Below are 20739 nucleotides of genomic sequence, written 5' to 3'. Positions count from 1 at the left end.
AACGGGGCCGGCCCGCGGTCTCCCGCCCCGGCGAGCGAGCCGGCACAGCGGTCGGCGGGTGGACGGCCCCGCGGCCCGCTGCGCCGGATTCATCCGGGCCGGGTGAAGCCGGATCACCCAGGCCCGTTCCAAGATCGAGATAACCGTGCACACTCCCATGCGCTCGGAAGGGATTGGGACGCCATGACGCGAGAAGGCCGAGGGGACCACGCTGCGCCCGACCGTCCCAGCGACCGGAAGGGGTTCCAGGGACGCGCTCCGGTGGCAGCGCCGGAGTCGGGCGCGGTGCGGCAGGACCACGTCGTCGAGTGGCGGCGACGGGCACTGACGCAACAGCTGCCGGCCGCCGGGTTTCCGGCCGGATCCGGTGTGCCCTCGCTCGTGTACCTCTGGGCGACCATGTTCCTGGCGGCTGCCATCATCCTCGGATTCGCGATCAACCACGAGCGCGGCGTGCCGCCGGCAATCGTCGACTCGCAGCGGGACAACGTGTCGAAGGTCGCCACCAGCACACGTATGACAATTCAGCACTCCGTGGAGGACCTCGACCAGCGGGTCGCCGGGCGGGCCCCGGGGACGCCGGACGCCGAGCTGCTCAAACAGGTCGTCGGCGACGGGGCGACCTGGAACGGTGCGGTGATCATGGAGAACGCCACCCGCCGTCCGCTGGCGAAGCAGGGCCCGGAACTGCCCATGGAGCTGGTGCCCCCGACGCTGCCCGCGAACGTCTTCCCGATCAGCACGCCGGAGGGGCCGGTCCTGGTCCGCAGCATCGGGCTGGACCACTCCCGGACCCTGCTGGCGACCCAACAGTTGACCGTGGACGAGCTGCGGCTCAACCCGGAGGCGCGACAGGGCGTCTTCGCCATCACCCCCGACGGCAAGAGCACCCTCGTGCAGGGGGTCAGCGCCGTCGACGCCGTCCACCATCCGACGGTCTTCCACGGGCTGGCCGGCTCCGACGCCAGCGAGGGCCATCCGATCCGGGTGACCGAGTGGACGGGCCGGCAGCTGGTGGTGTCCTCGGCCCCGGTGGGCAACACCGGGGTGACCCTGGCGACCCTGATCGTCGCCGACGAGACGCGCGGCACCCCCGCCACCCGGGGCATCCTCATCGGCCTGACGCTCCTGGCGGCGGCGGTGCCCAGCTTCCTGCTGATGCGGACGTCGCTGGTCCGCCCCGTGCGATCGCTGCTCAAGCAGGCCAAGGCCAACGCCTGCGGGGAGCCCTCCACCAAGCGTCGCCCGCTGCGGGTCGCGGAGGCGCACCGGATCGCCCGGGCGTTGGCCTCGACCTCCGCGGCCCCCTCCACGCCCACCGCTGCCCGGCGGTGGTGGCGGTGGCGGTGGCGCCCGACCGTCACCCAGGGCCTGGTCCTCGCCACAGTGCTGGCGCTGCTCTGGCCCGCGGCGGCCGTGGCCGCCACGCTCCGGGCCCCCGAGCCGTCGATTCCCGATCAGCTCGTCCGGGACGAGGAGAGCCGGGCCGAGGCGGCGAGCAACCTGATGGGCAAGGCGCTGAACAACGGTCTGCAGACGGTGCTGCGCGTCTCCCAGGCGGCCGAGGCGAGCGACCCCGCCCAGATGGGCCCGCTGCTCAGGCAGGAACTGGCGGACAAACAGCGGTTCCGGAGCCTGTACCTGGTCGACCCCAACGGGTCGGTGGTCAGCTCGGCGGGACGCGAGCCGCTGCGCAACGAGCCGCTGCGGGGTGAGTCGGGCATCGACCTGGACGACGACACCTCCCGCGTCCCGGTGGTGTACGCCTTCCGGGTGGGCGCCAACGGCGTCGCCGCCGTCGGCGAGTACAGCATCGACTACCTGTTGGAGATGCTCCGCGCGGTGGACGGCCAGGCCCGGATCGTCGACGAGAACCTGCGGACGATCTTCGACTCGGAGGGCTTCCGCGCCTTCGAGGAACTCCGGGGGAGCGCGCGCGGCGCGGCGGCCGAGGCGCTCAAGGGCGGCACGGTCGGACGGGCGACGGCCGCCGACGGTACGCCGACCCTGATCGCGGCTGCCGGTCTGAGCAAGCCCCACACCGTCACGCCCCTGAAGTGGTCCCTGGTGGTGGAGCAGGACCTCAACGGTCTCCGCCTGCCGGCGAGCGACGGTCGACGGTGGACGGTGCTGGTCGCCAGCCTGACGACGGGCGCGGTGCTGCTCACCGCGGTGTGGCAGTACTACGTCTTCGCCCGGCCGCTGCGGCGGCTGGCCGGGGAGGCCGACAAGATCAGCAGCGGTGCGGTCGACGTGCCGATCCCGCCCCAGCGGCACGACGACGTCGGCGCGCTGGCGATGTGTCTGGAGGTCTGCCGTCAGGCCCGCCACGCGGGGTCCAGCCGACTGGGTGGCGCCAGCCGGCTGCGCGGCAGCGAGGAGGACCCGACCGCCGTGCTGCCCGCGACACCGGGCGGAACTGCCACCGACCGGGCCGCGGCGAAGCGCGGTGGCCGGATCTACCGCTCCGGCGCCGACCGAGATGAAAGGGGTTGACGTGGGATACCTCTACATCGTCTACGTCCTCTGCTGCGCCGCTCTGCTGGTCGCCGGCGTGCGGGAACAGCGCAACCACTTCGGCAACCTCCGCAAGATCCCGGACCGGGTGCTCGTCAACGGTATCCGGGGGAAGAGTTCGATCACCCGGCTCTGCGCCGGGGCGCTGCGGGGAGGTGGCCGGGTGGTGGTGGCGAAGACCACCGGCACCGCCGCCCGGTTCATCTTCCCCGACGCCAGCGAGGAGCCGGTCTACCGCAAGTTCGGCATCGCGAACGTGGTGGAGCAGATCGGCATCGTGCGGCGGGGGGCGGCGTACCACCCGGACGCCTTGGTCATGGAGTGCATGGCCGTGATGCCGGCACTGCAGGAGTGCAACCAGAGCAAGCTGATCCAGTCGAACATCGGGGTGCTCTGCAACGTACGCGAGGACCATCTCGCCGAGATGGGTCCCACCCTCGACGACGTGGCCCGTTCTCTGAGCCGGTCGATGCCGGAGGGCGGCGTCTGCATCACCGCGGAACGGGACCGGCTGGCGATCCTGCAGGAGGAGGCGGACCGGCGCAACTGCCGGCTCATCCCGGTCGACCCGGAGTCGGTCACGGACAAGGAGATGGACGGCTTCGGCTGGATCACGTTCAAGGAGAACGTGGCCATCGCGCTCGCGGTCGCCGAACAGTTGGGCGTCGACCGGCACAGCGCGCTCAAGGGCATGTGGGAGGCGCCGCCGGACCCCGGTGCGCTGTCGGTGGCTCGGGTGTTGCAGGGCGACAAGCGGCTCCGGTTCGCCAACATCTTCGCCGCCAACGACCCCGAGTCCACGCTGATGAACATCAAGCAGCTGGAGGAGCAGCGCCTGATCACCCGTCCGTTGACGATGGTGATCAACTGCCGGCCCGACCGGATCGAGCGGAACGGCCAGATGGGCGAGCTGACCGCACGGGTGCAACCGGAGCGTCTCGTCCTGATCGGCGAGCCGACCAAGAGCGCACGGTCGACCGTGCCGGCGGACCTGCAGGACCGGGTCGTCGACCTGGGGGGCAAGCTGCCCTCCGAACAACTGCTGGAAGGCGTGACGGCGGCGGCGACCGACGACTCGTCGATCGTCGCGGTCGGGAACATCCACGGCCAGGGCGAGGTGCTGCTCCACGAGCTGGCGACACTGCCCAGCTGGACCTGCGAGGACGGGGCCGAGGGCGGCTCGATGCTTCGTACGCCGACCGGAGAAAGGATCCGATGATGAATTTCGGCGGGGAACTCAGCGCACAGCTGGCCACCGCGAGCCTCGGCATCGGCCTGGTGTTCGCCCTGCTGTGCTACCTGACCACCAACCTCTCACCCGGCGGCATGATCACACCCGGGTGGATCGCGCTGACGCTGATCGAGGACCAGCTCCAGGCGCTGATCATCACGGGCATGACGGTGTTGACGTACGTGCTCACCCGGCTGATGCAACGGGTGGTCATCCTCTACGGCAAGCGGCTGTTCGCGGCGATCGTGCTGCTCAGCGTGCTGCTGCAGCTGACCCTCTTCGTGGTCGTCCAGCGGGACCTTCCGCTGCTGTTCGCCCACCAGACGCTGGGCTTCGTCATTCCCGGCCTGATCGCGTACCAGCTGGTGCGTCAGCCTCCGAAGGCCACGATCCTGGCGACCATCGTCGTCACCGGAATCACCTTCGGAGTCGCCTACAGCGGCGTCGTCGCCGGCTTCGTGCCGGTCACCTGACCGACCGGAGCCCGAGTCGCGAAAGGAGATCGCGGGCATGACCAACGGGACCTACCTTCGTCGACCGACCGTCCTGCTGACCATGGTGGGATTCGCCCTGCTGATCGTGGCGAGCACGGTCGCCTACGTCGTGCTCCGGCCGTCTCCCGGGGACCAGCCGCAGCTGACCCTGGGCGGGGCGCAGGCGGCCGACGACACTGCCCTCGGCGCGTCGGGCTACACCTACCAGCGCTCGACCTCACCGGACCGTACGGAGATCATCGACTCCACCGGAGAGCCGGTCGCGATCATGACCGATGGCGCCCGGACGGTGCAGATGTACGGGCCGTCGCGGACCTTCGAGGAGCCCCAGAACACCGCCTCCAAGGTCGAGTCGAAGTACTGGGTGCGGTTGGCGCCGCGGCCCTACCACGCCGGTGCGGAGAAGGAGGAGTGGTTCACCGACTGGCTCTCGGCGGCCCGCCACGACCGCTCCCCGGACGTCTTGGCGATCGCGATGGAGTACATCGAGGGCGCCCCGGTCAAGAAGGACAACCAGGGACAGCAGTACTCGGGTGACGCCTCGTTCGGGCCGCTGGACCCGCTGGACCCGGACGGCCGGGCGGAGAAGTCCGACTTCTACGACTACCTGGGGCTGACCTGGACGTTCCTGGACGGGAAGGCCGTGGTGCCGGAGCCGGATCGCCTGCTCGCGCTGGACTGCTCGGGTTACCTGCGGATGGTCTACGGTCACCGGCTCGACTTTCCGCTGCTCGGCACGAACACGCCGGGTGAGGGACTTCCGCGGCGCGCCTACGCGATGGCCGAGTTCGGCCCCGGCGTCCAACTGATGCCCAACTCCGGGCACCGGGCGCGCGGCCTCGACCGCCTGCTCCCCGGCGACCTGCTGTTCTTCAACGCGGGGCCGGTCGTCGACGGCCACATCGAGCACTCGGGCATCTACCTCGGCATCGACGACAGCGGCCACCACCGGTTCATCTCCAGCCGGGCGGTGGCGGACGGCCCGACCATGGGCGACACCGGCGGCGAATCCATCCTGGACGGCGCCGGCTACTGGGCGGAGCGCTGGCGCACCGCCCGCCGGATCTGACCGACGCCCGTCGTCACCCGCGGCGGACGGGCGCGGTGACGTCGATCAGGTACGGACGGACGTCGGCCGGGCTCATCGCCCGGCCGACGTTCCGTCTGCCGGGCGACGCTCAGCGCCCCGCGGCGACACCGTCGCGGCGGGTGTCCGCCGCGCCGCGCAACCGGTCCCCCCGGACCTCGATCGAGGTCAGGCCGCTGTCCAGCGCGATGACCCGTGGACATGGGTGTTCGAGGGCCACCAGGGGGGCCACCTGGGTGGCGATGCGCCTGCCCGCTTCCACCTCCGAAGGTGCGTCCCGCTCCCCCTCACACCGTCGGGTGATGTCCTGGCCGCTGAAGTGACCCTGGTCGAGCGACTGTGCGGGGCTCATTCCGTCGACCACGATCCCTACCAGTGCCTGGACCACGTAGTCGGGGATGTGGGAGCCCCCGGCGGCGCCGATCACGAGACGCAGGTCCCGCGCTTCGACGCCGAGCACGATGGTCGGCGCCATCGATGCGGTCGGCCGCTTCTTCGGCTGCATCACGTTCACCGGCTTGCCCGGTGACACCGACTCCGTGTCGGTGAAGTTGTTCATCGCGTTGTTCAGGATGATTCCGCGCGCCTCCAGGTGTGACCCGAAGTGACTGTTGTTCGTGGTCGTCATGGACATGGCGTCGCCGTCGTCATCGACGATGCTCACGTTGCTCGTCGGGTCGCCGACGTCGACGGTGGCGGGTTGGTCGTCGGTCGGCCCTGGGGGAAGAGCACCTGGCGGTCTACCTGGTTCCACCGGGTGGATCGCCTCATCCGGGGAGTAGAGCGAGAAGCGTTTGTCGAGGTACCCCTCGTCGAGCAGCCCGTCGACCGGCACCACGTTGAAGTCCGGATCACCGATGTAGGCGCGGCGGTCGAGGTTCGCCAGCCGGCTGGCCTCGATCGAGAGGTGGGTGCGGTCGGTCGAGTCCGGCTCCGTCCGCCCGACCTGACCGCGTTCGAGCAACTCGAGCATCTCCAGGACCGCCACCCCACCGAAGGCCGGTGGGGGCGCAGTGCAGACGTTGACGCTGAACACCTGGCGGCAGATCTCGGGGCGCTCGATCGCCGTGTAGTCGGCGAAGTCCTGCGGCGTCATCAGGGTCGGGATCACCACCGGGCCGGCGGTGTTGCCCTTCAGCTTGATCGGCCCCTTCGCCGCGTGCTGCACGATGGCCGGCGCGATTGTCCCGTTCGGGTCGTAGAACGCCTGCGCGCCCTTGTCCCGGACCTCCCGCAGCACCTCCGCGATCTCCGGGTTGCGGATCGTCGTGCCTACCGGTTTCGGCTCGTCACCGTTGCAGTACCGGGGCCGCAGATCCGGATAGTTGCAGCGTTTCCGTCCGTTGAACCGCTCCTCGAAACCCGCGTGCAGGTTCGGCGACATCGGAAAACCGTCGGCGGCCAGCCGGATGGCGTCCTCGAAGAGTTCGTTCCAGGGAAGCTCGCCGAACTCGCCGTGCACGCTCGCGAGCACCCGCAGCGTCCCCGGCACGCCGAAGGACCGCCCGGTAGCGGATGCGGCGTTCGGGAAGCGGTCCGTGTTGAGATCCTCCTGCTCCTGCGCGGTGGGCGTCCGCAGGTTCTCGGTGACGTTCTGCGGAGCGCGGGCCATACCGTCGAAGAACCGGACGTCGCGCTCGGAAGAGTTCCAGTAGTTGATGAGCGTGCCGCCGGCGAGGCCGGAGGCGTGTGGTTCCACGACCGCCAGGACGGCCTGGACCGCCACCGCGGCGTCCGCCGCCCCGCCACCCCGGGCGAGGATCTTGCAGCCGGCCTCCGTGGCGAGGGGATGGGCGGACGCGACCATGAAGCTCGTCCCGAGCGCGTCGTCCTCCCGGCCGCCCCGGGGATCGATGCAGACGTCGTCGCCTGCTGCGGGCGCCACGGCTGCCGTGGTGAGTGTCAGCACCAGTGCGGCGAACACGTAGCGCAGCTTGCGTGCGGACATGCGACCAGACCTTTCCGGATGCCCTGCAAACGGAGTACTCGAATCGCCAGTGCGGTAGCGGCCGTCCCACTGACGGCGGAACGGCGTCGACATCGGCATCATGGTCGCCGATCGAGCGCCCGCGCAGGGCATCGGAGGAAGTCGTGGCCGGTGTGAAGAAAGGCGCCGGTCGTGACGGCCGGAATTCGCCCGTCGGGCTCAGCCGACCGACGAACGGGCAACCGGTGCGTCGAAGTACGTATCCGGGTACGGCTCGTCGCGGTAGCTGTAGTGCCACCACTCGTGGTCGTAGCCGACGAACCCCTCACGCGCCATCAACTCGCGCAGCAGATCCCGGTTGGCCCGCGCCACCGCGCCGACCCGGGGGCTGTCGGTGTGAGCGAGCGGGTCGAAGCAGTCGAAACCGGTGCCCATGTCCACGCTGTCGTCGGCGAACCGTTGGCCCGCCGGCGCGGTGCAGGGGACGAGCGGTTGCCCCGACCGGTACGGGGCCTGGCTCGGCGCGTCGACGTCCACCAGCGTCAGGTCAACCGTGCTGCCCCGGCTGTGGGCGGTCGGCGCGCCCACGTACCCCTTGTCGAACAGGTCCGACTTCGCCACCCGGGGGTAGAACTCGGCCTTCGTCTGCTCCTGACCGGGCTGGCGGGCCCACGCCACGATGTCGTCGACCGCCGGCTGCGGGCGGTAGCAGTCGTACACCTTGAGGGTGCGGCCCTCGGCCAGCGCGGCGTCCTGCACCTTGCGCAGTGCCTCGGCGGCCGGACGGGTGAGCAGACAGAGCGGCTCGAGGTAGCCGGCCAGCGGGCGGCCGACGAAGTTGTGCGCGGTGGCGTACCGGATGTCGGTGCGGATGCGGTCGTCGACGTCGGAGAGCACCACGAAGCCCGGCAGGGGTGGTGCGGCGGCCGGGGACGACGCCGGGGGCGAGGGCGACGGCGACGGTGACGGCGAGGGCGCGCGGCAGGCGGAGGTCAGCATCGCGACCGTGAGCAGTACGAGAGAGCCACGCGCCGCCCGTCGTCCCCACACCGCCCCTGTCTACCACTTACCGGGAGCTACCGGACGGTGTTCCAGGGCCGGCGCGTGGGTCACGCGGGAGGGCCCTGCAGGATGCGCTGCCACGCGGCGTCGACCCCACCCCGCCACCAGCCCATGGCCTCGATCCACCACGTCAACCCGGCGGCGGCGTACGGCGCGATGACCTCGGCGGCGTTGTCCGGCGACGTCCACCCTTCGAGCCCGACGTCGAACCCGTCCAACGACCCCCGCTCGGAGGCGACGAACCGTACCGCGTCGGCGAAGTCCTCGACCGGCACGGCAACGGTCCTGCCCGCGTCGGCGAACGTCGCCACCACCCCGTCCCAGCGGGCGGAACGGCGGAATCCCGGCCGGTTGGGCCAGCGACCGGCACACCAGACCGGTATCCGCGGCTGCTGCACGGGTGTCGGCAGCATCCGTACGCGCTCGCCGGACGGCAGGTGGACGTCCTGGCCCGACCACAGGTCCGTGAGCTGGTTCAGGGAGTCGTCCAGCCGTCTGCCGCGACTGCGCAGGTCGGGATCCTCGCCGAAGGCGGTGTACTCGCTGTCCATCGAGCCGATGCCCGCCCCGAAGACGAGCCGGCCACCGGAGAGGGTGTCCAGGGTGACCGTCTCCCGAGCCACCGTCTGCACCCGACGCCTGGGCAGAGCTGTCACCAGCACGCCGAGCCTGATCCGCGAGGTCCGGGCCGCGATCGCGGAGGCGACGACAACCGAGTTCGTGACGGGCCAGTCGTCCCGATAGAGCACGTGGTCCCAGAGGAAGACGCCGCCCCACCCCCGTTCCTCGGCTGCGACGGCCATGTCGACGAGTTGCCGGGCATCAGCGAAGGGTCCGACATTTGGCAGACCGACAGCGTAGCGAGGCATCTGGCAACCCTAGTCAGGCATCGATCCCACCGACAGGCCGTCGTGGTCCGGCGCAGCGCACTCCTGGTGCTCCCCGGCGGGCCGGCCGGCACCGGATCACCCGGTGCCGGCCGGTTGCCGGGCGCGGCTACCGCACCGTGAGCCCCAGGCTGATCGTCCTGGTCAACGTGGCGGTCTCGTCGTCGCCGTCCAACGACCAGACCATCGCTCCGCCGAGTCCGGCCCGCCGGATGTAGAGCGTCTTCTGCAGCACGACCGCCGGGTCGTCGTACGTCCAGAAGGTCGTGCCGTCGAAGAGCCAGGCGTGCCCGGCCCGAAGATCGCGGTGGACGGCGAAGCCCCTGCCCGGCAAGGCCTTGAGCTGCCGGTAGTCCTCGGACCCGGGGCCGAAGGTGCCCGGCGCCGGCCCAGCCGCCGGCTGGAAGAGGCCGTCTCCACCCCCGGTCACGCCGGTCCAGCCCTGACCGTAGTACGGGATGCCGAGGACGAGCTTGTGGCGCGGCGCGCCCCGCGCGATCCAGCCGTCGATCGCGACCTCGACGGAGAAGTCCGGGCTGTCCGGCGCTCCCGCCGGCACCCGCAGCGCCGACTGCTGGTTGGTGGTCGGCTCCCAGGTGCCGTGGAAGTCGTACCCCTGCACCGTGGCGAAGTCCAGGTACCGGAAGATCCTGCGGCCCTCGTACCCGGCGTCCATGGTGGCCGGATTGGCCGGCAGGAACGCGGTCAGCTGGTAGTGCCGGCGGGTCTGCCGGCCGTACGCGTCGAGTTGCCGGCGGAACTCGGCGAGCAGCGCGGTGAAGTTCTCCCGGTCCTCCGGCCGGATCACGTTGCCCGGCTCGCCCGGCCAGTTCGGCCACTCCCAGTCCAGGTCAATGCCGTCGAAGACGCCGGCGGCGGCACCCGGTCCACCGCTGCCGCCGTCGAGGACCGGCAGGTTGCCCTTGAGGTAGAGGTCGATGCAGGAGGCGACGAAGGCCTTGCGGGAGGCGTCGGTGCGGGCGGCGTTCGAGAAGTACGTCGACCAGGACCAGCCGCCCAGCGAGATCATCACCTTCAGGTCGGGGTGCCGGGCCTTGAGCTTGGCCAGTTGACCGAAGTTGCCGTTGAGCGGTTCGCCCCAGGCGTCGGCGACGCCGTCGACGCTCTCCTCCGCCGGTACCGGACGCTGGTAGTCGGCCCAGGGATCACCCTCGCCCGGCCCACCGTCCACGAAGCAGCGCCCGTCCTCGCTCACGTTGCCGAAGGCGTAGTTGACATGGGTGAGGCGGCTCGCCGCCCCGGAGGTGTCCAGCTTCTTGACCGGGAACGCCCGGCCGTAGATGCCCCACTGGGTGAAGTAGCCGACCCGGTGGTAGCCGGATCGGCGGCTCCCGCTGTCGCCCGCGCTCGCGGCGGTCGGCGGGGCGGCGGTGACCAGCACGGTCGCCAGGGCGACGAGGGCGGTGAGGCGGCGGTGACGGAATTGTCGCATCGGCACTCCCATCGAGGGATGGAGCGAGAATAGTAAAGATACCTTTCTGATTGATGAAGCTAAGCCGACCACATCCGCCGGTCAAGAGCCGCACCCGGCCGCACGGGGGATTGCGGAGGCGTTGCCGGGTGATGACGATGTCGTGCCATGGACTCAGCCCTGACCCTGGTCGGACTCCCGGTCGCTCTCGGCATCATCATGCTCGGCCTCGGTCTCGGACTGACCACCGAGGACTTCCGCCGGGTCGCCCGGCACCCCCGGGCCGCCGTCATCGCCCTGGTGTGCCAGGTGCTGGTGCTGCCGGCGCTCTGCTTCGGCCTCGTTCTCGCGTTCGACCTGCCGCCGGAACTGGCCGTCGGGATGATGCTGCTGGCCGCGTCCCCCGGCGGCACCACCGCCAACCTCTACAGCCACCTGTTCGGCGGCCACGTGGCCCTGAACATCACCCTGACCGCCGTCAACTCGGTGCTCGCCGTGGTCACCCTGCCGATCGTGGTCAACCTGTCGGCGGCGTACTTCCTGACCGACGGCCGGAGCATCGGCCTCCAGTTCGACAAGGTGCTGCAGGTGTTCGCCATCGTGCTCGTCCCGGTCGCGATCGGCATGCTGATCCGGGCCCGGGTGCCCCGCATCGCCGGACGCCTGGACCGCCCGGTGCGGGCCCTGTCCGTCGTCGTGCTCGTCGCGGTGATCCTCGGTGCCGTGCTGGGCGAACGTGACAACATCGCCGACTACTTCGTCTCCGTCGGCCTGGCCGTGCTCGCGTTCAACCTGCTGAGCCTCGCGATCGGATACGGGGTGCCGCGACTGGCCGGGGTCGACCACAGCGCGGCGACGGCGGCCGGATTCGAGATCGGCATCCACAACAGCACGCTGGCCATCACGGTCGCGCTCAGCCCGGCGCTGCTCGACAACACCCGGATGGCGGTCCCGGCGGCCGTCTACGGCATCGTCATGTTCTTCACGGCGGCGGCCTTCGGCTTCCTGGTGACCCGCGCGGGCGCCCGGCTCGCCACGACCTGAGACGGTTCCCGGGTGACCAGGGCGGCGCCGAGCGGCGTCTGCCAGTACAGCACCTCGCGCCCCGACCGTCGCTTGGTGACCGTACCGGCGTCGAGGAGTACCCGGAGGTGGTCGCCGACGGCGCCGAGGGACAGCCCGGTGACCGCGGCGAGGTGGGACGTGCTCAGCGGAGTGGCCAACCGGGCGAGGATGGCGGCCCGACTCGGGCCGATCAGCCGGTCCAGGCCCTCCGGGGCCGGCGGAGCGGTGTCGGCGAGGATGCCGCTCGCCGAATAGGCCATGCCGAACCGGGTCGGCTGGTTCCACAGCACCCAGCCGCGGACGCAGTGCGCCGGGACGAACACCAACTGCTCGGCCCGGTCGAGCGGCAGCGGCGGCGCCGGATAGGCGTTGACCTGGAGCCGGCCCTCGCCCAGCCACCGCACCTGCGGATTGAGGTCGGCGAAGACACCCGCCCAACCCTGGGCGCTGAGCCGCGCGGTGCGGGCCACGATGTCGGCCCTGAGCCGCCGTTCCCGCTCCGGCCACTCCGGTCGCACCAGGTGCGTCCAGACCCAGTCGAGCAGGTACACCGCCTGCTCGGTCAGTTCGTCGGTGCGCAACGGGCCGGCGAGCGGCCCCGGCCAGGTCGCCCGCAGGTCGGCGCGGATCTGCTCGTCGGGGCGCTCGGCGACGGCTGTCAACTCTTCGGCGAACGTCGGGGCGGCCGTCGCGGGAACCAGGGTGAGGAAGTCGGCGGTCCACCGAGGTCCGAACGACGCCGCCACCAGGGCCCGGACCACCGGCCGCCGGGCCAGCATCCGTTGGTACGCCGCGAGGTGCGGGCGCCGCCAGGCGTGCTGCCACGGGCGGCGCGGGCTGTGCAGGGCCCGCAGTGCGGCGACGGTGTCGGTCATCGGCGAAATCGTGAACCGGCTGCGCGCGAGCAGGTCCACCGGAATCTGCCAGACGGACATGTTTCGCCTCCAGCCGTAACTCTACTGGTCCGGCCCGAGCCGCCTGAAGGATCATGGGCGTGAGGACGTATTCGGAGCTGTTCGCCGTCCACGAGTTCCGCAACCTCTTCGTGGCCAACTGTGCCGGCATCGCGGCGCACACCAGTTCGGCGCTGGCACTCGGCTCGCTGACCTACGCCACCACCGGGTCGGCCACGCTCACCGCGCTGAGCATGTTCGGGGCGCCGCTGGCCGGCGTGCTCGGCAGCCTCACCCTGCTCTCCGCGTCGGACAGCCTGCCGCCTCGCCGGGCCCTGGCCCTCGCCGCGCTGGTCGGCCTCGCCGGGACGGCTCTGCAGGCCGTGCCGGGGCTGCCGTTGGTGGCCCGGTTCGCCGTCATCCTGCTCGTCGCGTACGTCGGGTCGATCACCAACGGCGCCCGGTGGGCGTTGATCAACGACATCCTGCCGGCCGGCGCGTACGTGCTGGGCCGCTCCACGATGAACGTCAGCGTGGGCGTCATGCAGATCGCCGGCTTCGGAGCGGGCGGCCTGCTGCTGGTCTGGTTGAGCCCGTACCAGGTGTTCCTGGTCGCCACCGCGCTGCGCGCCGTGGCGTTGGCGGTGACCTGGATCGGCGTGCGCGAACGGCCGGCCCGGGCCGGTGCCCGGACCTCGACGGCCCGGACGCTGCGGATCAACCGTGAGCTGTGGGCCGACCCGGGGCGGCGCTCGCTCTACCTCAATCTGTGGCTACCCAGCGGCCTGGTGGTCGGATGCGAGGCGTTGTTCCTGCCGTACGCCGGTGAGCGGGCCGGCTTTCTCTTCGCCGCCGGCGCGCTCGGCATGCTCGCCGGCGACGTGGTGGTGGGCCGGTTCTTGTCCGCTGCCGCGCGCCAGCGGTGCGTCCTTCCGCTGCGGCTCCTGCTTCCCCTGCCGTACCTGGTCTTCCTGCTGCACCCGGAGCTGCCGGTGGCGATGCTCCTCGCCCTGGCCGCCTCGGTCGGCTTCGCGGTCGCTCTGCCGTTGCAGGAGCAGCTCATCGCCCACTCCCCGGCGGAGGCCCACGGCCAGGTGCTCGGCCTGCAACAGAACGGGATGATGACCGGGCAGGCGGTCTTCGCGGCCCTGGCCGGGGCGGTCGCCGACGTCCTGCCGACGCACCAGGCGGTGGCGGTGCTCGCCGGGCTGTCGCTGGCCACGACGCTGCTTCTCACCCGGGGTCTGCGCCACACCCGGCTCGCGCCGCGGGTCACGACCGGCCGGGCCGGTCCCGTCGTGCGGCGTCGATCAGCGGAGATGTCGCCGCCGGCCGACGGGAGGCGTTGAGGGAGCCGTCACTGGGCGGGGTTGGCCGCCTGCTCCCAGATCGCCGTCATCTCGTCGAAGGCCTGCTCCATGATCTGGACCATGGCGCCGCGGGCCCGGTCGCCGTCGCGACGCTGGATCGCCTGGGCGACGTCGGCGTGCAGTTGGAGCGCCTGCTCGTGCGGATGGTGCGGCATCAGGTGGTAGTGGTGCCGACCGCTGAGCACCTCGGCCACCAGGTCCTGGAGCTTGACGAACATCTCGTTCCCGGAGGCGGCCAGCACCCGGCGGTGGAACTCGATGTCGAGGTGGAGGAACCGCTCCTCGTCGCCGGCCTTGCCGGCGGCCCACATCTTCGCGGCGAGGCCGACGAGCTCGCTCGCCTCGTCGTAACCGATCCGGGCGGCGGCCAGCCAGGCGGCGTGCGGCTCGACCGCCGTCCGCAGCTCGGTGATCGAGCGGATCTGGGCGATGCGGCCGGCCGAGGCGAGCCGCCAGCGGATCACCTGCGGGTCGAAGACGTTCCAGGCGTCCGGCGTGCGGATCATGACGCCGACGCGGCGTCGGGTCTCGATGAACCCCATCGAGGCGAGCACCCGCAGCACCTCGCGGACCACCGAACGGGACACCGCGTACCGCTCGACCAGCTCGTCGATGTTCAGGATCGCGCCGGGCGGCAGCTCACCTCCGCAGATGGCCGTGCCGAGGTGGTCGAGGACGCGTGCGTGCAGCCCGGCCTCGGCAGGCGCGTTCTGGGCGACTGCGCCCTCGGAGGAGTACCGTTCCACGCCTCAGATCGTATCAGTTAGATCAACCCCTTGAATAAATCCGCTTTTTCGGCCTAGCATCCCGACGTTAAGCGGATGTAAACACCGAGGTAGCGCCCGTCCAGGGCAGCGACCGGGACAGAAGGAGAGACAAGGGTGCGACGTCGAGCAATGATCGGCACTTCTCTGGCCGTGGTCGCCGCCATGGGCCTGTCCGCCTGCGGCGGCGGTGACGACGGCGGCAGCGGGTCGAACACGCTCCGGGTGACGCTGGTCAACCACGTCTGGACGGAGAACATCAAGAAGGCCCTGCCGGAGTTCGAGAAGCAGAGCGGGCTCAAGGTCGAGGTCACCCAGCTCGGTGAGGACCAGCTGTCGGACCAGTACAACGTCAAGCTGAACGCCGGGTCCCGCGACCTCGACGTGATGATGTACCGGCCGCTGCAGGAGGGGAAGCTGTTCGCCAAGAACAAGTACCTCGCCGACCTGGGCGAGAAGGCCAAGTCGGACAGCGCGTTCGAGCTGGGCGACTTCCAGGCCGGACCGGTGCAGACGACCACGTACGAGGACAAGTTGGTCGGCGTACCGATCATCACCGAGCAGGAGGTCCTCTACTACCGCAAGGACCTGCTGGAGAAGTCCGGCTTCACCGCCCCGCCGAAGACGCTCGACGAGCTCAAGGCGCAGGCGGCGAAGGTCGAGGCGGACAACCCGGGTGTCGCCGGGTTCGTGGCCCGTACCGGCAAGTCGGCCGCGGTCACCCAGTTCTCCAGCTTCCTGTACAGCTTCGGCGGTGACTTCGTCGACGCCAGCGGCAAGGCCTCGGTGAACAGCGAGCAGGCCAAGCAGGCGTACGCCTACTACGGCGGCATGCTGCGCGACCACGGCCCGGAGAACATCAGCACCGACATGAGCTGGTCCGAGGCGATGGCGATCTTCACCCAGGGCAAGGCGGCCTTCTACACCGAGGCCAACTCGCTCTACAAGAACGCCACCGACCCGGCCAAGTCGAAGGTCTCCGAGACCGTCGGGTTCGCCACCTTCCCGGCCGGCCCGGCCGGCTCGAAGCCGTACAACGTCCCGTCCTGGGCGCTCGGGGTCAACGACGCGTCCGAGAACAAGGACAACGCCTGGAAGTTCATCCAGTGGGCGGCCGGCAAGGAGCAGTCGCTGGCGCAGCAGAAGGCCGGCGTCCCCGGCGCCCGCGCCTCCGTCTGGGCCAACCCGGAGGGCACCGCGACCTACCCGAAGGACCTGGCCGAGGCCACCAAGGTCAGCACCACCAACGGCATCGGTCACGACCGCCCGCTGGTCGTGAAGGTCGCCCAGGCCCGGGAGATCGTCGGTCAGCCGATCGTCGACGCGATCACCGGTAAGGACGCGGCCGCCTCGGCGGACGTGGCGAACGAGGCGTTCCAGAAGTTCCTCGACGACGAGTCGAAGTAGCCCGATCGCGGGGTGGCGGGCCGACCGGCTCCGCCACCCCGCGCCGGGACCCCTGGCCCCCCGAACCCGGAGACCTCATGTCAGCCGTCACCACACCAGTCACCAGATCGCCCGAGGCCGGTACGGCCCCGGCTGAGTCGGCCTGGTCGCGCTGGGCCAACGCGCACCGCAAGTGGCTCTTCGCGGCACCCGCCATGGCGTTCGTCGCCGTGCTCATCATCTTTCCGGTGGCCTGGACCGGGTACCTCAGCCTGACCGACGCCGAGGGTTCGGTACGCGCCGAGAGCGAGTTCATCGGTTTCCAGAACTACCTGGACGTGCTCTCCGACACCGACCGGTTCTGGCCGGCGGTGTGGCGCACGGCCCTCTTCACCTTCGTCGTGCTCCTCGTCGAGGTCGTGCTCGGCATGGCGATCGCCCTGCTGCTGTGGCGACCCTTCCGCGGCGAGAGGTGGGTCCGGGTCGCCATCCTGCTGCCGCTGGTGGCCACTCCGGTCGCGGTCGGCATGATGTGGCGGCTGATCTTCGATCCCAACATCGGCATGGCGAACCAGGTGCTCAGCTGGGTCGGCATCGGCCCGCAGCCCTGGCTGTCCGGCCAGAACTCGGCCCTGCCGACGACGATGTTCATCGACATCTGGCAGTGGACGCCGATGGTGGTGCTGATCCTGCTCGCCGGGCTGACCTCGCTCTCCGACGAGCCCCAGGAGGCGGCGCTGATCGACGGCGCCAGCATCTGGCAGCGGTTCCGGCACGTCACCCTGCCGCTGCTGATGCCCACCGTGATCGTCGCGATCCTGCTGCGCGGCATCGACGCCCTGAAGACGTTCGACATCCTGTACGCCACCAAGGGGCGCGGCGGCGGGTCCTTCCACGAGGTGGAGACCCTCAACGTCTACGCCTACGGCCTCAGCTTCGACTACAACGACTACGGCGTCTCGTCGACGGTCCTCATCATCTTCTTCCTGATCATCATCGGGGTGATGTGGGCCCTGACCTACCGCAAGAAGGGGCTGGAGCGATGAAGCCGAGCAGGCCGTTCAAGGTCTTCCGGGCGGTGGCCCTCGTCCTGGTGGTGTTCTCGCTGATCGCGCCGCTGCTCTGGATGGTCGCCGCGTCGTTCAAGACCAACGTCGACATCTACGACACGGGCAAGGCGCTGGTCTTCACGCCCACCCTGGACAACTACGACACCGTTCTCCAGCAGGCGAACTACGTCCAGTTCATCGGCAACAGCCTCTGGGTGGCGCTCGCGGCCACGGTGTTCTCGTTGATCCTCGGCGTGCCCGCCGCCTACTCGATGAGCCGCTTCAACATGAAGAAGTCCGCGCTCGTCGTGCTGATGGCCCGGGTGATCCCCGGTGTCTCGCTGCTGGTGCCCTGGTACTACGTCTTCTCGAACCTGCAGATGGTCGGCGGCTACACCGTGCTGATCCTCAGCCACATGTTCGTGTCGCTGCCGCTGATCGTCTACATCATGATGGGTTACTTCGACGGTTTGCCCGGCGAACTCGAAGAGGCGGCGCTCGTCGACGGCCTGACCCACATCGGTGCGTTCCGGCGGATCACCCTGCCGCTCTCGGTGCCCGGTGTCGCCACGGCCGGCATCCTGTCGTTCATCTTCTCCTGGAACAACTTCATGTTCGCCCTGGTGCTCTCCGGCGCCGACACCAAGACGCTGCCCGTGGCGATCTTCGACTTCGTCGGCTACGCCAGCATCGACTGGGGCGGCCTGATGGCGGCGGCCACGGTGGTGACCGTCCCGATCATGCTGATCGCCCTGTTCGTGCAGAAGTACATCGTCTCCGGCCTCACCGCCGGCGCCACGAAGGGCTGAGGTCATGACCACGATCGCGCGGGTGGAGACCTTCCTCGTCGCACCACGCTGGCTGTTCGTCCGGGTGGAGACCACCGACGGGACCGTCGGCTGGGGCGAGGCGACCTGCGAGGGTCGCTCGGAGACGGTCCGTACCGCCGTCGAGCAGCTCAGCGAACTGCTGATCGGCCGGGACGCGCTGCGCATCGAGGACCACTGGCAGGTGATGACGAAGGGCTCGTTCTACCGGGGCGGGCCGATCCTGGCCAGCGCCGTCGCCGGGCTCGACCAGGCGCTGTGGGACATCGCCGGCAAGCACTTCGGCGCGCCGGTGCACCAGTTGCTCGGCGGACCGGTCCGGGACCGGATCCGGGTGTACGGCTGGGTCGGCGGTGACGAGCCGGCCGAGGTACGCGACCAGATCAGCGCCGCCGTCGAGTCAGGCCTGACCGCGGTGAAGATGAACGCCTCCGGTCGGATGAGCCCGGTCGCCTCGGTCCGCGAACTCGACGGCGTGGTCGAGCGGGTGGCCGCCGCCCGCGAGGTGCTCGGCGACGAGCGGGACGTCGCGGTCGACTTCCACGGGCGGTTCACCCTCGCCACCGCCCGCCGGGTCGCCCCGCTGCTGGAGAAGTTCCGGCCCTTCTTCCTGGAGGAGCCGGTGGTGCCGGAGAACTCGCACCTGATCGGCGAGTTCGTGCGCTCCACCACCACCCCGGTGTCGACGGGGGAGCGGCTCTACAACCGGCAGGAGTTCCTGCCCGTCCTCCAGGCCGGTATCGCGGTCGCCCAGCCGGACCTCTCGCACGCCGGCGGCATCACCGAGGTCCGCAAGATCGCCGCGCTGGCCGAGACGTACGACGTGCAGCTCGCCCCGCACTGCCCGCTCGGGCCGATCGCCCTCGCGGCCTGCCTCCAGGTCGGCTTCGCCACGCCGAACTACCTGATCCAGGAACAGAGCATCGGCATCCACTACAACCTCGGCGCCGAGGTGCTCGACTACTGCCTCGACAAGACCCCGCTGACCTTCGTCGACGGGTACGTCGAGCGGCTCACCGCACCCGGCCTCGGCATCGAGATCGACGAACACGCGGTGCGGACGGCGGACAAGCGCGGCCACGCCTGGCGCAGCCCCACCTGGCGGCACCGCGACGGCTCCTACGCGGAATGGTGATCAACATGACCGTCAACCTCACCGCCGAACTCGCCGACGCCCGCATCCTGGCGGTCATCCGCGGCACCGACACCGCCGGCGCGATCGCCGCCGGCACCGCCCTGCTCGAAGAGGGCGTGCGCATCGTCGAGGTGGCCCTCACCACGCCGGACGCCCCGCGGGCCGTGGCGGCGCTGCGCGCGGTGGCGCCCGCCGGGTCCCTGGTCGGCGCCGGCACGGTGCTCACCACCGCCGACGTGGCGGACGTGGCCGCCGCCGGCGCGCAGTTCGTGGTGACGCCGGCCGTGGTCGAGTCGATCCCCGAGGCGGCGCGCCGGGGCATCCCGGTCGCCGCCGGGGCCTTCACCCCGACCGAGGCGTACACCGCGATGCGGATGGGGGCGTCGGCCATCAAGCTGTTCCCGGTGTCGGTCGGCGGGCCGGCGTACCTGAAGGCGGTGCGGGACCCGTTCCCGGACATCCCCTTCGTCGCGGTCGGCGGCGTCGGTCTGGACGACGTGCCGGGCTACCTCAGGGCCGGTGCGATCGCGGTCGGCGTCGGTGGGCCGCTGGTCGGCGACGCCGCCTCCGGCGGCGACCTCGCCGCCCTGCGGGCCCGGGCCCGCACCTACCTCGCCGCGGTCGGGTCGTCGCGCTCATGACCGCACCGGACCTGCTCACCTTCGGCGAGACCATGGTGTCGTTGCGCTCGGCCGGTCCGCTTGCCGCCGGGGGATCGCTGACCATGCACCTGGCCGGTGCCGAGTCCAACGTGGCGGTCGGAGTGGCCCGGCTGGGGCACCGGGCCGCCTGGGCCGGCCGGGTGAGCACCGACGAGTTCGGCGAGTACACGCTGCGGCAGCTCCGCGCCGAGGGCATCGGTGTCGACGGCGTGACCCGGGACCCCGACCGGCCGACCGGCCTGATGTTCCTGGAGCAGCGCACCGCCGACCTGACCCGGGTGCAGTACCACCGGTCCGGATCGGCCGGGTCCGCGCTGCACGCCGACGACCTGCGGGCGTCGCTGGCCGCCGGCGCGCGGATGCTGCACCTGACCGGGATCACCCCCGCGCTGTCCGACACCGCCCGGGAGGCCACCCGGTGGGCCGCCCAGACCGCCGCCGAGGCGGGTGTCCCGGTGTGCCTGGACGTCAACTTCCGCGCCCGGCTCTGGTCCCGGGACGATGCCCGCGAGGTGCTCACCCCGTTGGCGGGGTACGCATCCGTCGTCATCGCCTCCGCCGACGAGCTGGACCTCGTCGGCGACCCGGCGGCCGACGAGTCCACCGTGGTGGCGGACCTGTTCCGGCGGGGCGTGCGGACGGTCCTGGTGAAACTGGGCGCGGACGGCGCCCGGGCGCACACCCCGGACGGGGTCGAGCACGTCGGCGCGCTGACCGTGACCGCCGTCGACGCCGTCGGCGCCGGGGACGCGTTCACCGCCGGCTACCTGTCCGGCTGGTTCGACGGGCTCGACCTGGCCGGTCGCCTGCGCCGCGCGGCCACCCTCGGCGCCTTCGCGGTCTCCAGCCGGGGCGACTGCGAAGGGCTGCCCCGCCGCGCCGAACTGTCCCTTCTCGACGGCCACGAGACCGGAAGTGTCCTCCGTTAGCCGCCGCCGAACTCACGTGAAG

At 70.8% G+C, this 20739-nt stretch carries 18 protein-coding genes; 12 read left to right on the top strand and 6 right to left on the bottom strand.

The window, feature by feature from the left end; all coding sequences use genetic code 11:
• Positions 1-261: 261 nt before the first annotated feature.
• Genes ACN26Y_RS27440 through ACN26Y_RS27425 form a run of 4 tightly spaced genes read left to right on the top strand, consistent with a single transcriptional unit; the run spans position 262 to position 5311 of the window.
• On the top strand, positions 262-2496 hold the full coding sequence (locus tag ACN26Y_RS27440; protein ID WP_422733753.1) for a HAMP domain-containing protein: 2235 nt from the start codon (positions 262-264) through the stop codon (positions 2494-2496).
• A 1-nt stretch (position 2497) separates the two neighbouring features.
• The gene (pgsB, locus tag ACN26Y_RS27435; RefSeq protein ID WP_155333035.1) at positions 2498-3736 is read left to right on the top strand and encodes a poly-gamma-glutamate synthase PgsB; all 1239 of its coding nucleotides are present in this window, start codon (positions 2498-2500) and stop codon (positions 3734-3736) included.
• Positions 3736-4221, top strand: a complete 486-nt coding sequence (locus ACN26Y_RS27430; protein WP_155333034.1) for a poly-gamma-glutamate biosynthesis protein PgsC/CapC — start codon at positions 3736-3738, stop codon at positions 4219-4221. The genes pgsB and ACN26Y_RS27430 overlap by 1 nt, the downstream gene beginning before the upstream one ends.
• Positions 4222-4258: 37 nt before the next feature.
• Positions 4259-5311, top strand: coding sequence for an NlpC/P60 family protein (locus tag ACN26Y_RS27425; RefSeq protein WP_230688796.1), 1053 nt, complete (start codon positions 4259-4261; stop codon positions 5309-5311).
• A gap of 109 nt (positions 5312-5420) precedes the next feature.
• Here ACN26Y_RS27425 and ACN26Y_RS27420 read toward each other — a convergent pair whose 3' ends face one another.
• From ACN26Y_RS27420 to ACN26Y_RS27405, 4 genes are all read right to left on the bottom strand, one after another.
• On the bottom strand, positions 5421-7277 hold the full coding sequence (locus tag ACN26Y_RS27420; RefSeq protein ID WP_422733752.1) for a gamma-glutamyltransferase family protein: 1857 nt from the start codon (positions 7275-7277) through the stop codon (positions 5421-5423).
• A 198-nt stretch (positions 7278-7475) separates the two neighbouring features.
• The gene (locus ACN26Y_RS27415; protein WP_370463276.1) at positions 7476-8306 is read right to left on the bottom strand and encodes a M15 family metallopeptidase; all 831 of its coding nucleotides are present in this window, start codon (positions 8304-8306) and stop codon (positions 7476-7478) included.
• A 59-nt stretch (positions 8307-8365) separates the two neighbouring features.
• Positions 8366-9187: an LLM class flavin-dependent oxidoreductase gene (locus ACN26Y_RS27410; RefSeq protein ID WP_155333032.1), complete on the bottom strand. Its 822-nt coding sequence runs from the start codon at positions 9185-9187 to the stop codon at positions 8366-8368.
• Positions 9188-9314: 127 nt separating this feature from the next.
• Entirely contained in the window at positions 9315-10658 is a 1344-nt protein-coding gene (locus tag ACN26Y_RS27405; RefSeq protein WP_155333031.1) for a glycoside hydrolase family 18 protein, read from the bottom strand.
• Between the two features lie 147 nt (positions 10659-10805).
• On the opposite strand from ACN26Y_RS27405, the gene ACN26Y_RS27400 reads away from it, so the two are divergent.
• Positions 10806-11681 carry a bile acid:sodium symporter family protein gene (locus ACN26Y_RS27400; protein WP_155333030.1) on the top strand — a complete coding sequence of 292 codons (876 nt, stop codon included), beginning with the start codon at positions 10806-10808 and terminating at the stop codon, positions 11679-11681.
• Here the strand turns inward: ACN26Y_RS27400 and ACN26Y_RS27395 are convergent.
• Positions 11600-12637 carry an ArsR/SmtB family transcription factor gene (locus ACN26Y_RS27395; RefSeq protein ID WP_155333029.1) on the bottom strand — a complete coding sequence of 346 codons (1038 nt, stop codon included), beginning with the start codon at positions 12635-12637 and terminating at the stop codon, positions 11600-11602. The genes ACN26Y_RS27400 and ACN26Y_RS27395 overlap by 82 nt on opposite strands.
• A gap of 59 nt (positions 12638-12696) precedes the next feature.
• Between ACN26Y_RS27395 and ACN26Y_RS27390 the strand changes: the two genes are divergently transcribed.
• Entirely contained in the window at positions 12697-13944 is a 1248-nt protein-coding gene (locus ACN26Y_RS27390) for an MFS transporter (RefSeq protein WP_422733751.1), read from the top strand.
• A gap of 8 nt (positions 13945-13952) precedes the next feature.
• Here the strand turns inward: ACN26Y_RS27390 and ACN26Y_RS27385 are convergent, their stop codons facing one another.
• Positions 13953-14711, bottom strand: a complete 759-nt coding sequence (locus ACN26Y_RS27385; protein WP_155333028.1) for a FadR/GntR family transcriptional regulator — start codon at positions 14709-14711, stop codon at positions 13953-13955.
• 135 nt (positions 14712-14846) lie between these two features.
• Between ACN26Y_RS27385 and ACN26Y_RS27380 the strand changes: the two genes are divergently transcribed.
• The 6 genes from ACN26Y_RS27380 to ACN26Y_RS27355 all read left to right on the top strand — a co-directional run bounded on the left by ACN26Y_RS27380 (position 14847) and on the right by ACN26Y_RS27355 (position 20717).
• A complete protein-coding gene (locus tag ACN26Y_RS27380) occupies positions 14847-16136 on the top strand; it encodes an ABC transporter substrate-binding protein (RefSeq protein WP_230688794.1) in 1290 nt (429 codons plus the stop codon).
• A gap of 77 nt (positions 16137-16213) precedes the next feature.
• Positions 16214-17161 carry a carbohydrate ABC transporter permease gene (locus ACN26Y_RS27375; protein WP_230688793.1) on the top strand — a complete coding sequence of 316 codons (948 nt, stop codon included), beginning with the start codon at positions 16214-16216 and terminating at the stop codon, positions 17159-17161.
• Positions 17158-17973, top strand: a complete 816-nt coding sequence (locus ACN26Y_RS27370) for a carbohydrate ABC transporter permease (RefSeq protein WP_155333027.1) — start codon at positions 17158-17160, stop codon at positions 17971-17973. Before ACN26Y_RS27375 ends, ACN26Y_RS27370 begins: the two co-directional genes overlap by 4 nt.
• A gap of 4 nt (positions 17974-17977) precedes the next feature.
• Positions 17978-19126 carry a galactonate dehydratase gene (gene dgoD, locus ACN26Y_RS27365; protein WP_422733750.1) on the top strand — a complete coding sequence of 383 codons (1149 nt, stop codon included), beginning with the start codon at positions 17978-17980 and terminating at the stop codon, positions 19124-19126.
• 5 nt (positions 19127-19131) lie between these two features.
• A complete protein-coding gene (locus ACN26Y_RS27360; RefSeq protein WP_230688792.1) occupies positions 19132-19767 on the top strand; it encodes a bifunctional 4-hydroxy-2-oxoglutarate aldolase/2-dehydro-3-deoxy-phosphogluconate aldolase in 636 nt (211 codons plus the stop codon).
• The gene (locus tag ACN26Y_RS27355) at positions 19764-20717 is read left to right on the top strand and encodes a sugar kinase (protein WP_155333025.1); all 954 of its coding nucleotides are present in this window, start codon (positions 19764-19766) and stop codon (positions 20715-20717) included. The genes ACN26Y_RS27360 and ACN26Y_RS27355 overlap by 4 nt, the downstream gene beginning before the upstream one ends.
• Positions 20718-20739 lie beyond the last annotated feature (22 nt).

This window comes from Micromonospora sp. WMMD558 (assembly GCF_049315255.1).
Classification (GTDB): Bacteria; Actinomycetota; Actinomycetes; order Mycobacteriales; family Micromonosporaceae; genus Micromonospora.
Note: the sequence above shows the minus strand (reverse complement) of the source record. Positions and strands in the feature narration are given on the sequence as shown.

Bases quoted from the DNA above. Each gene is read 5' to 3' on its own strand.
- ACN26Y_RS27410 (WP_155333032.1), bottom strand. From the start codon at position 9,187: ATGCCTCGCTACGCTGTCGGTCTGCCAAATGTCGGACCCTTCGCTGAT.
- ACN26Y_RS27420 (WP_422733752.1), bottom strand. From the start codon at position 7,277: ATGTCCGCACGCAAGCTGCGCTACGTGTTCGCCGCACTGGTGCTGACA.
- ACN26Y_RS27360 (WP_230688792.1), top strand. From the start codon at position 19,132: ATGACCGTCAACCTCACCGCCGAACTCGCCGACGCCCGCATCCTGGCG.
- ACN26Y_RS27375 (WP_230688793.1), top strand. From the start codon at position 16,214: ATGTCAGCCGTCACCACACCAGTCACCAGATCGCCCGAGGCCGGTACG.
- dgoD (WP_422733750.1), top strand. From the start codon at position 17,978: ATGACCACGATCGCGCGGGTGGAGACCTTCCTCGTCGCACCACGCTGG.
- ACN26Y_RS27355 (WP_155333025.1), top strand. From the start codon at position 19,764: ATGACCGCACCGGACCTGCTCACCTTCGGCGAGACCATGGTGTCGTTG.
- ACN26Y_RS27370 (WP_155333027.1), top strand. From the start codon at position 17,158: ATGAAGCCGAGCAGGCCGTTCAAGGTCTTCCGGGCGGTGGCCCTCGTC.
- ACN26Y_RS27430 (WP_155333034.1), top strand. From the start codon at position 3,736: ATGAATTTCGGCGGGGAACTCAGCGCACAGCTGGCCACCGCGAGCCTC.
- ACN26Y_RS27405 (WP_155333031.1), bottom strand. From the start codon at position 10,658: ATGCGACAATTCCGTCACCGCCGCCTCACCGCCCTCGTCGCCCTGGCG.
- ACN26Y_RS27395 (WP_155333029.1), bottom strand. From the start codon at position 12,637: ATGTCCGTCTGGCAGATTCCGGTGGACCTGCTCGCGCGCAGCCGGTTC.
- ACN26Y_RS27425 (WP_230688796.1), top strand. From the start codon at position 4,259: ATGACCAACGGGACCTACCTTCGTCGACCGACCGTCCTGCTGACCATG.
- ACN26Y_RS27400 (WP_155333030.1), top strand. From the start codon at position 10,806: ATGGACTCAGCCCTGACCCTGGTCGGACTCCCGGTCGCTCTCGGCATC.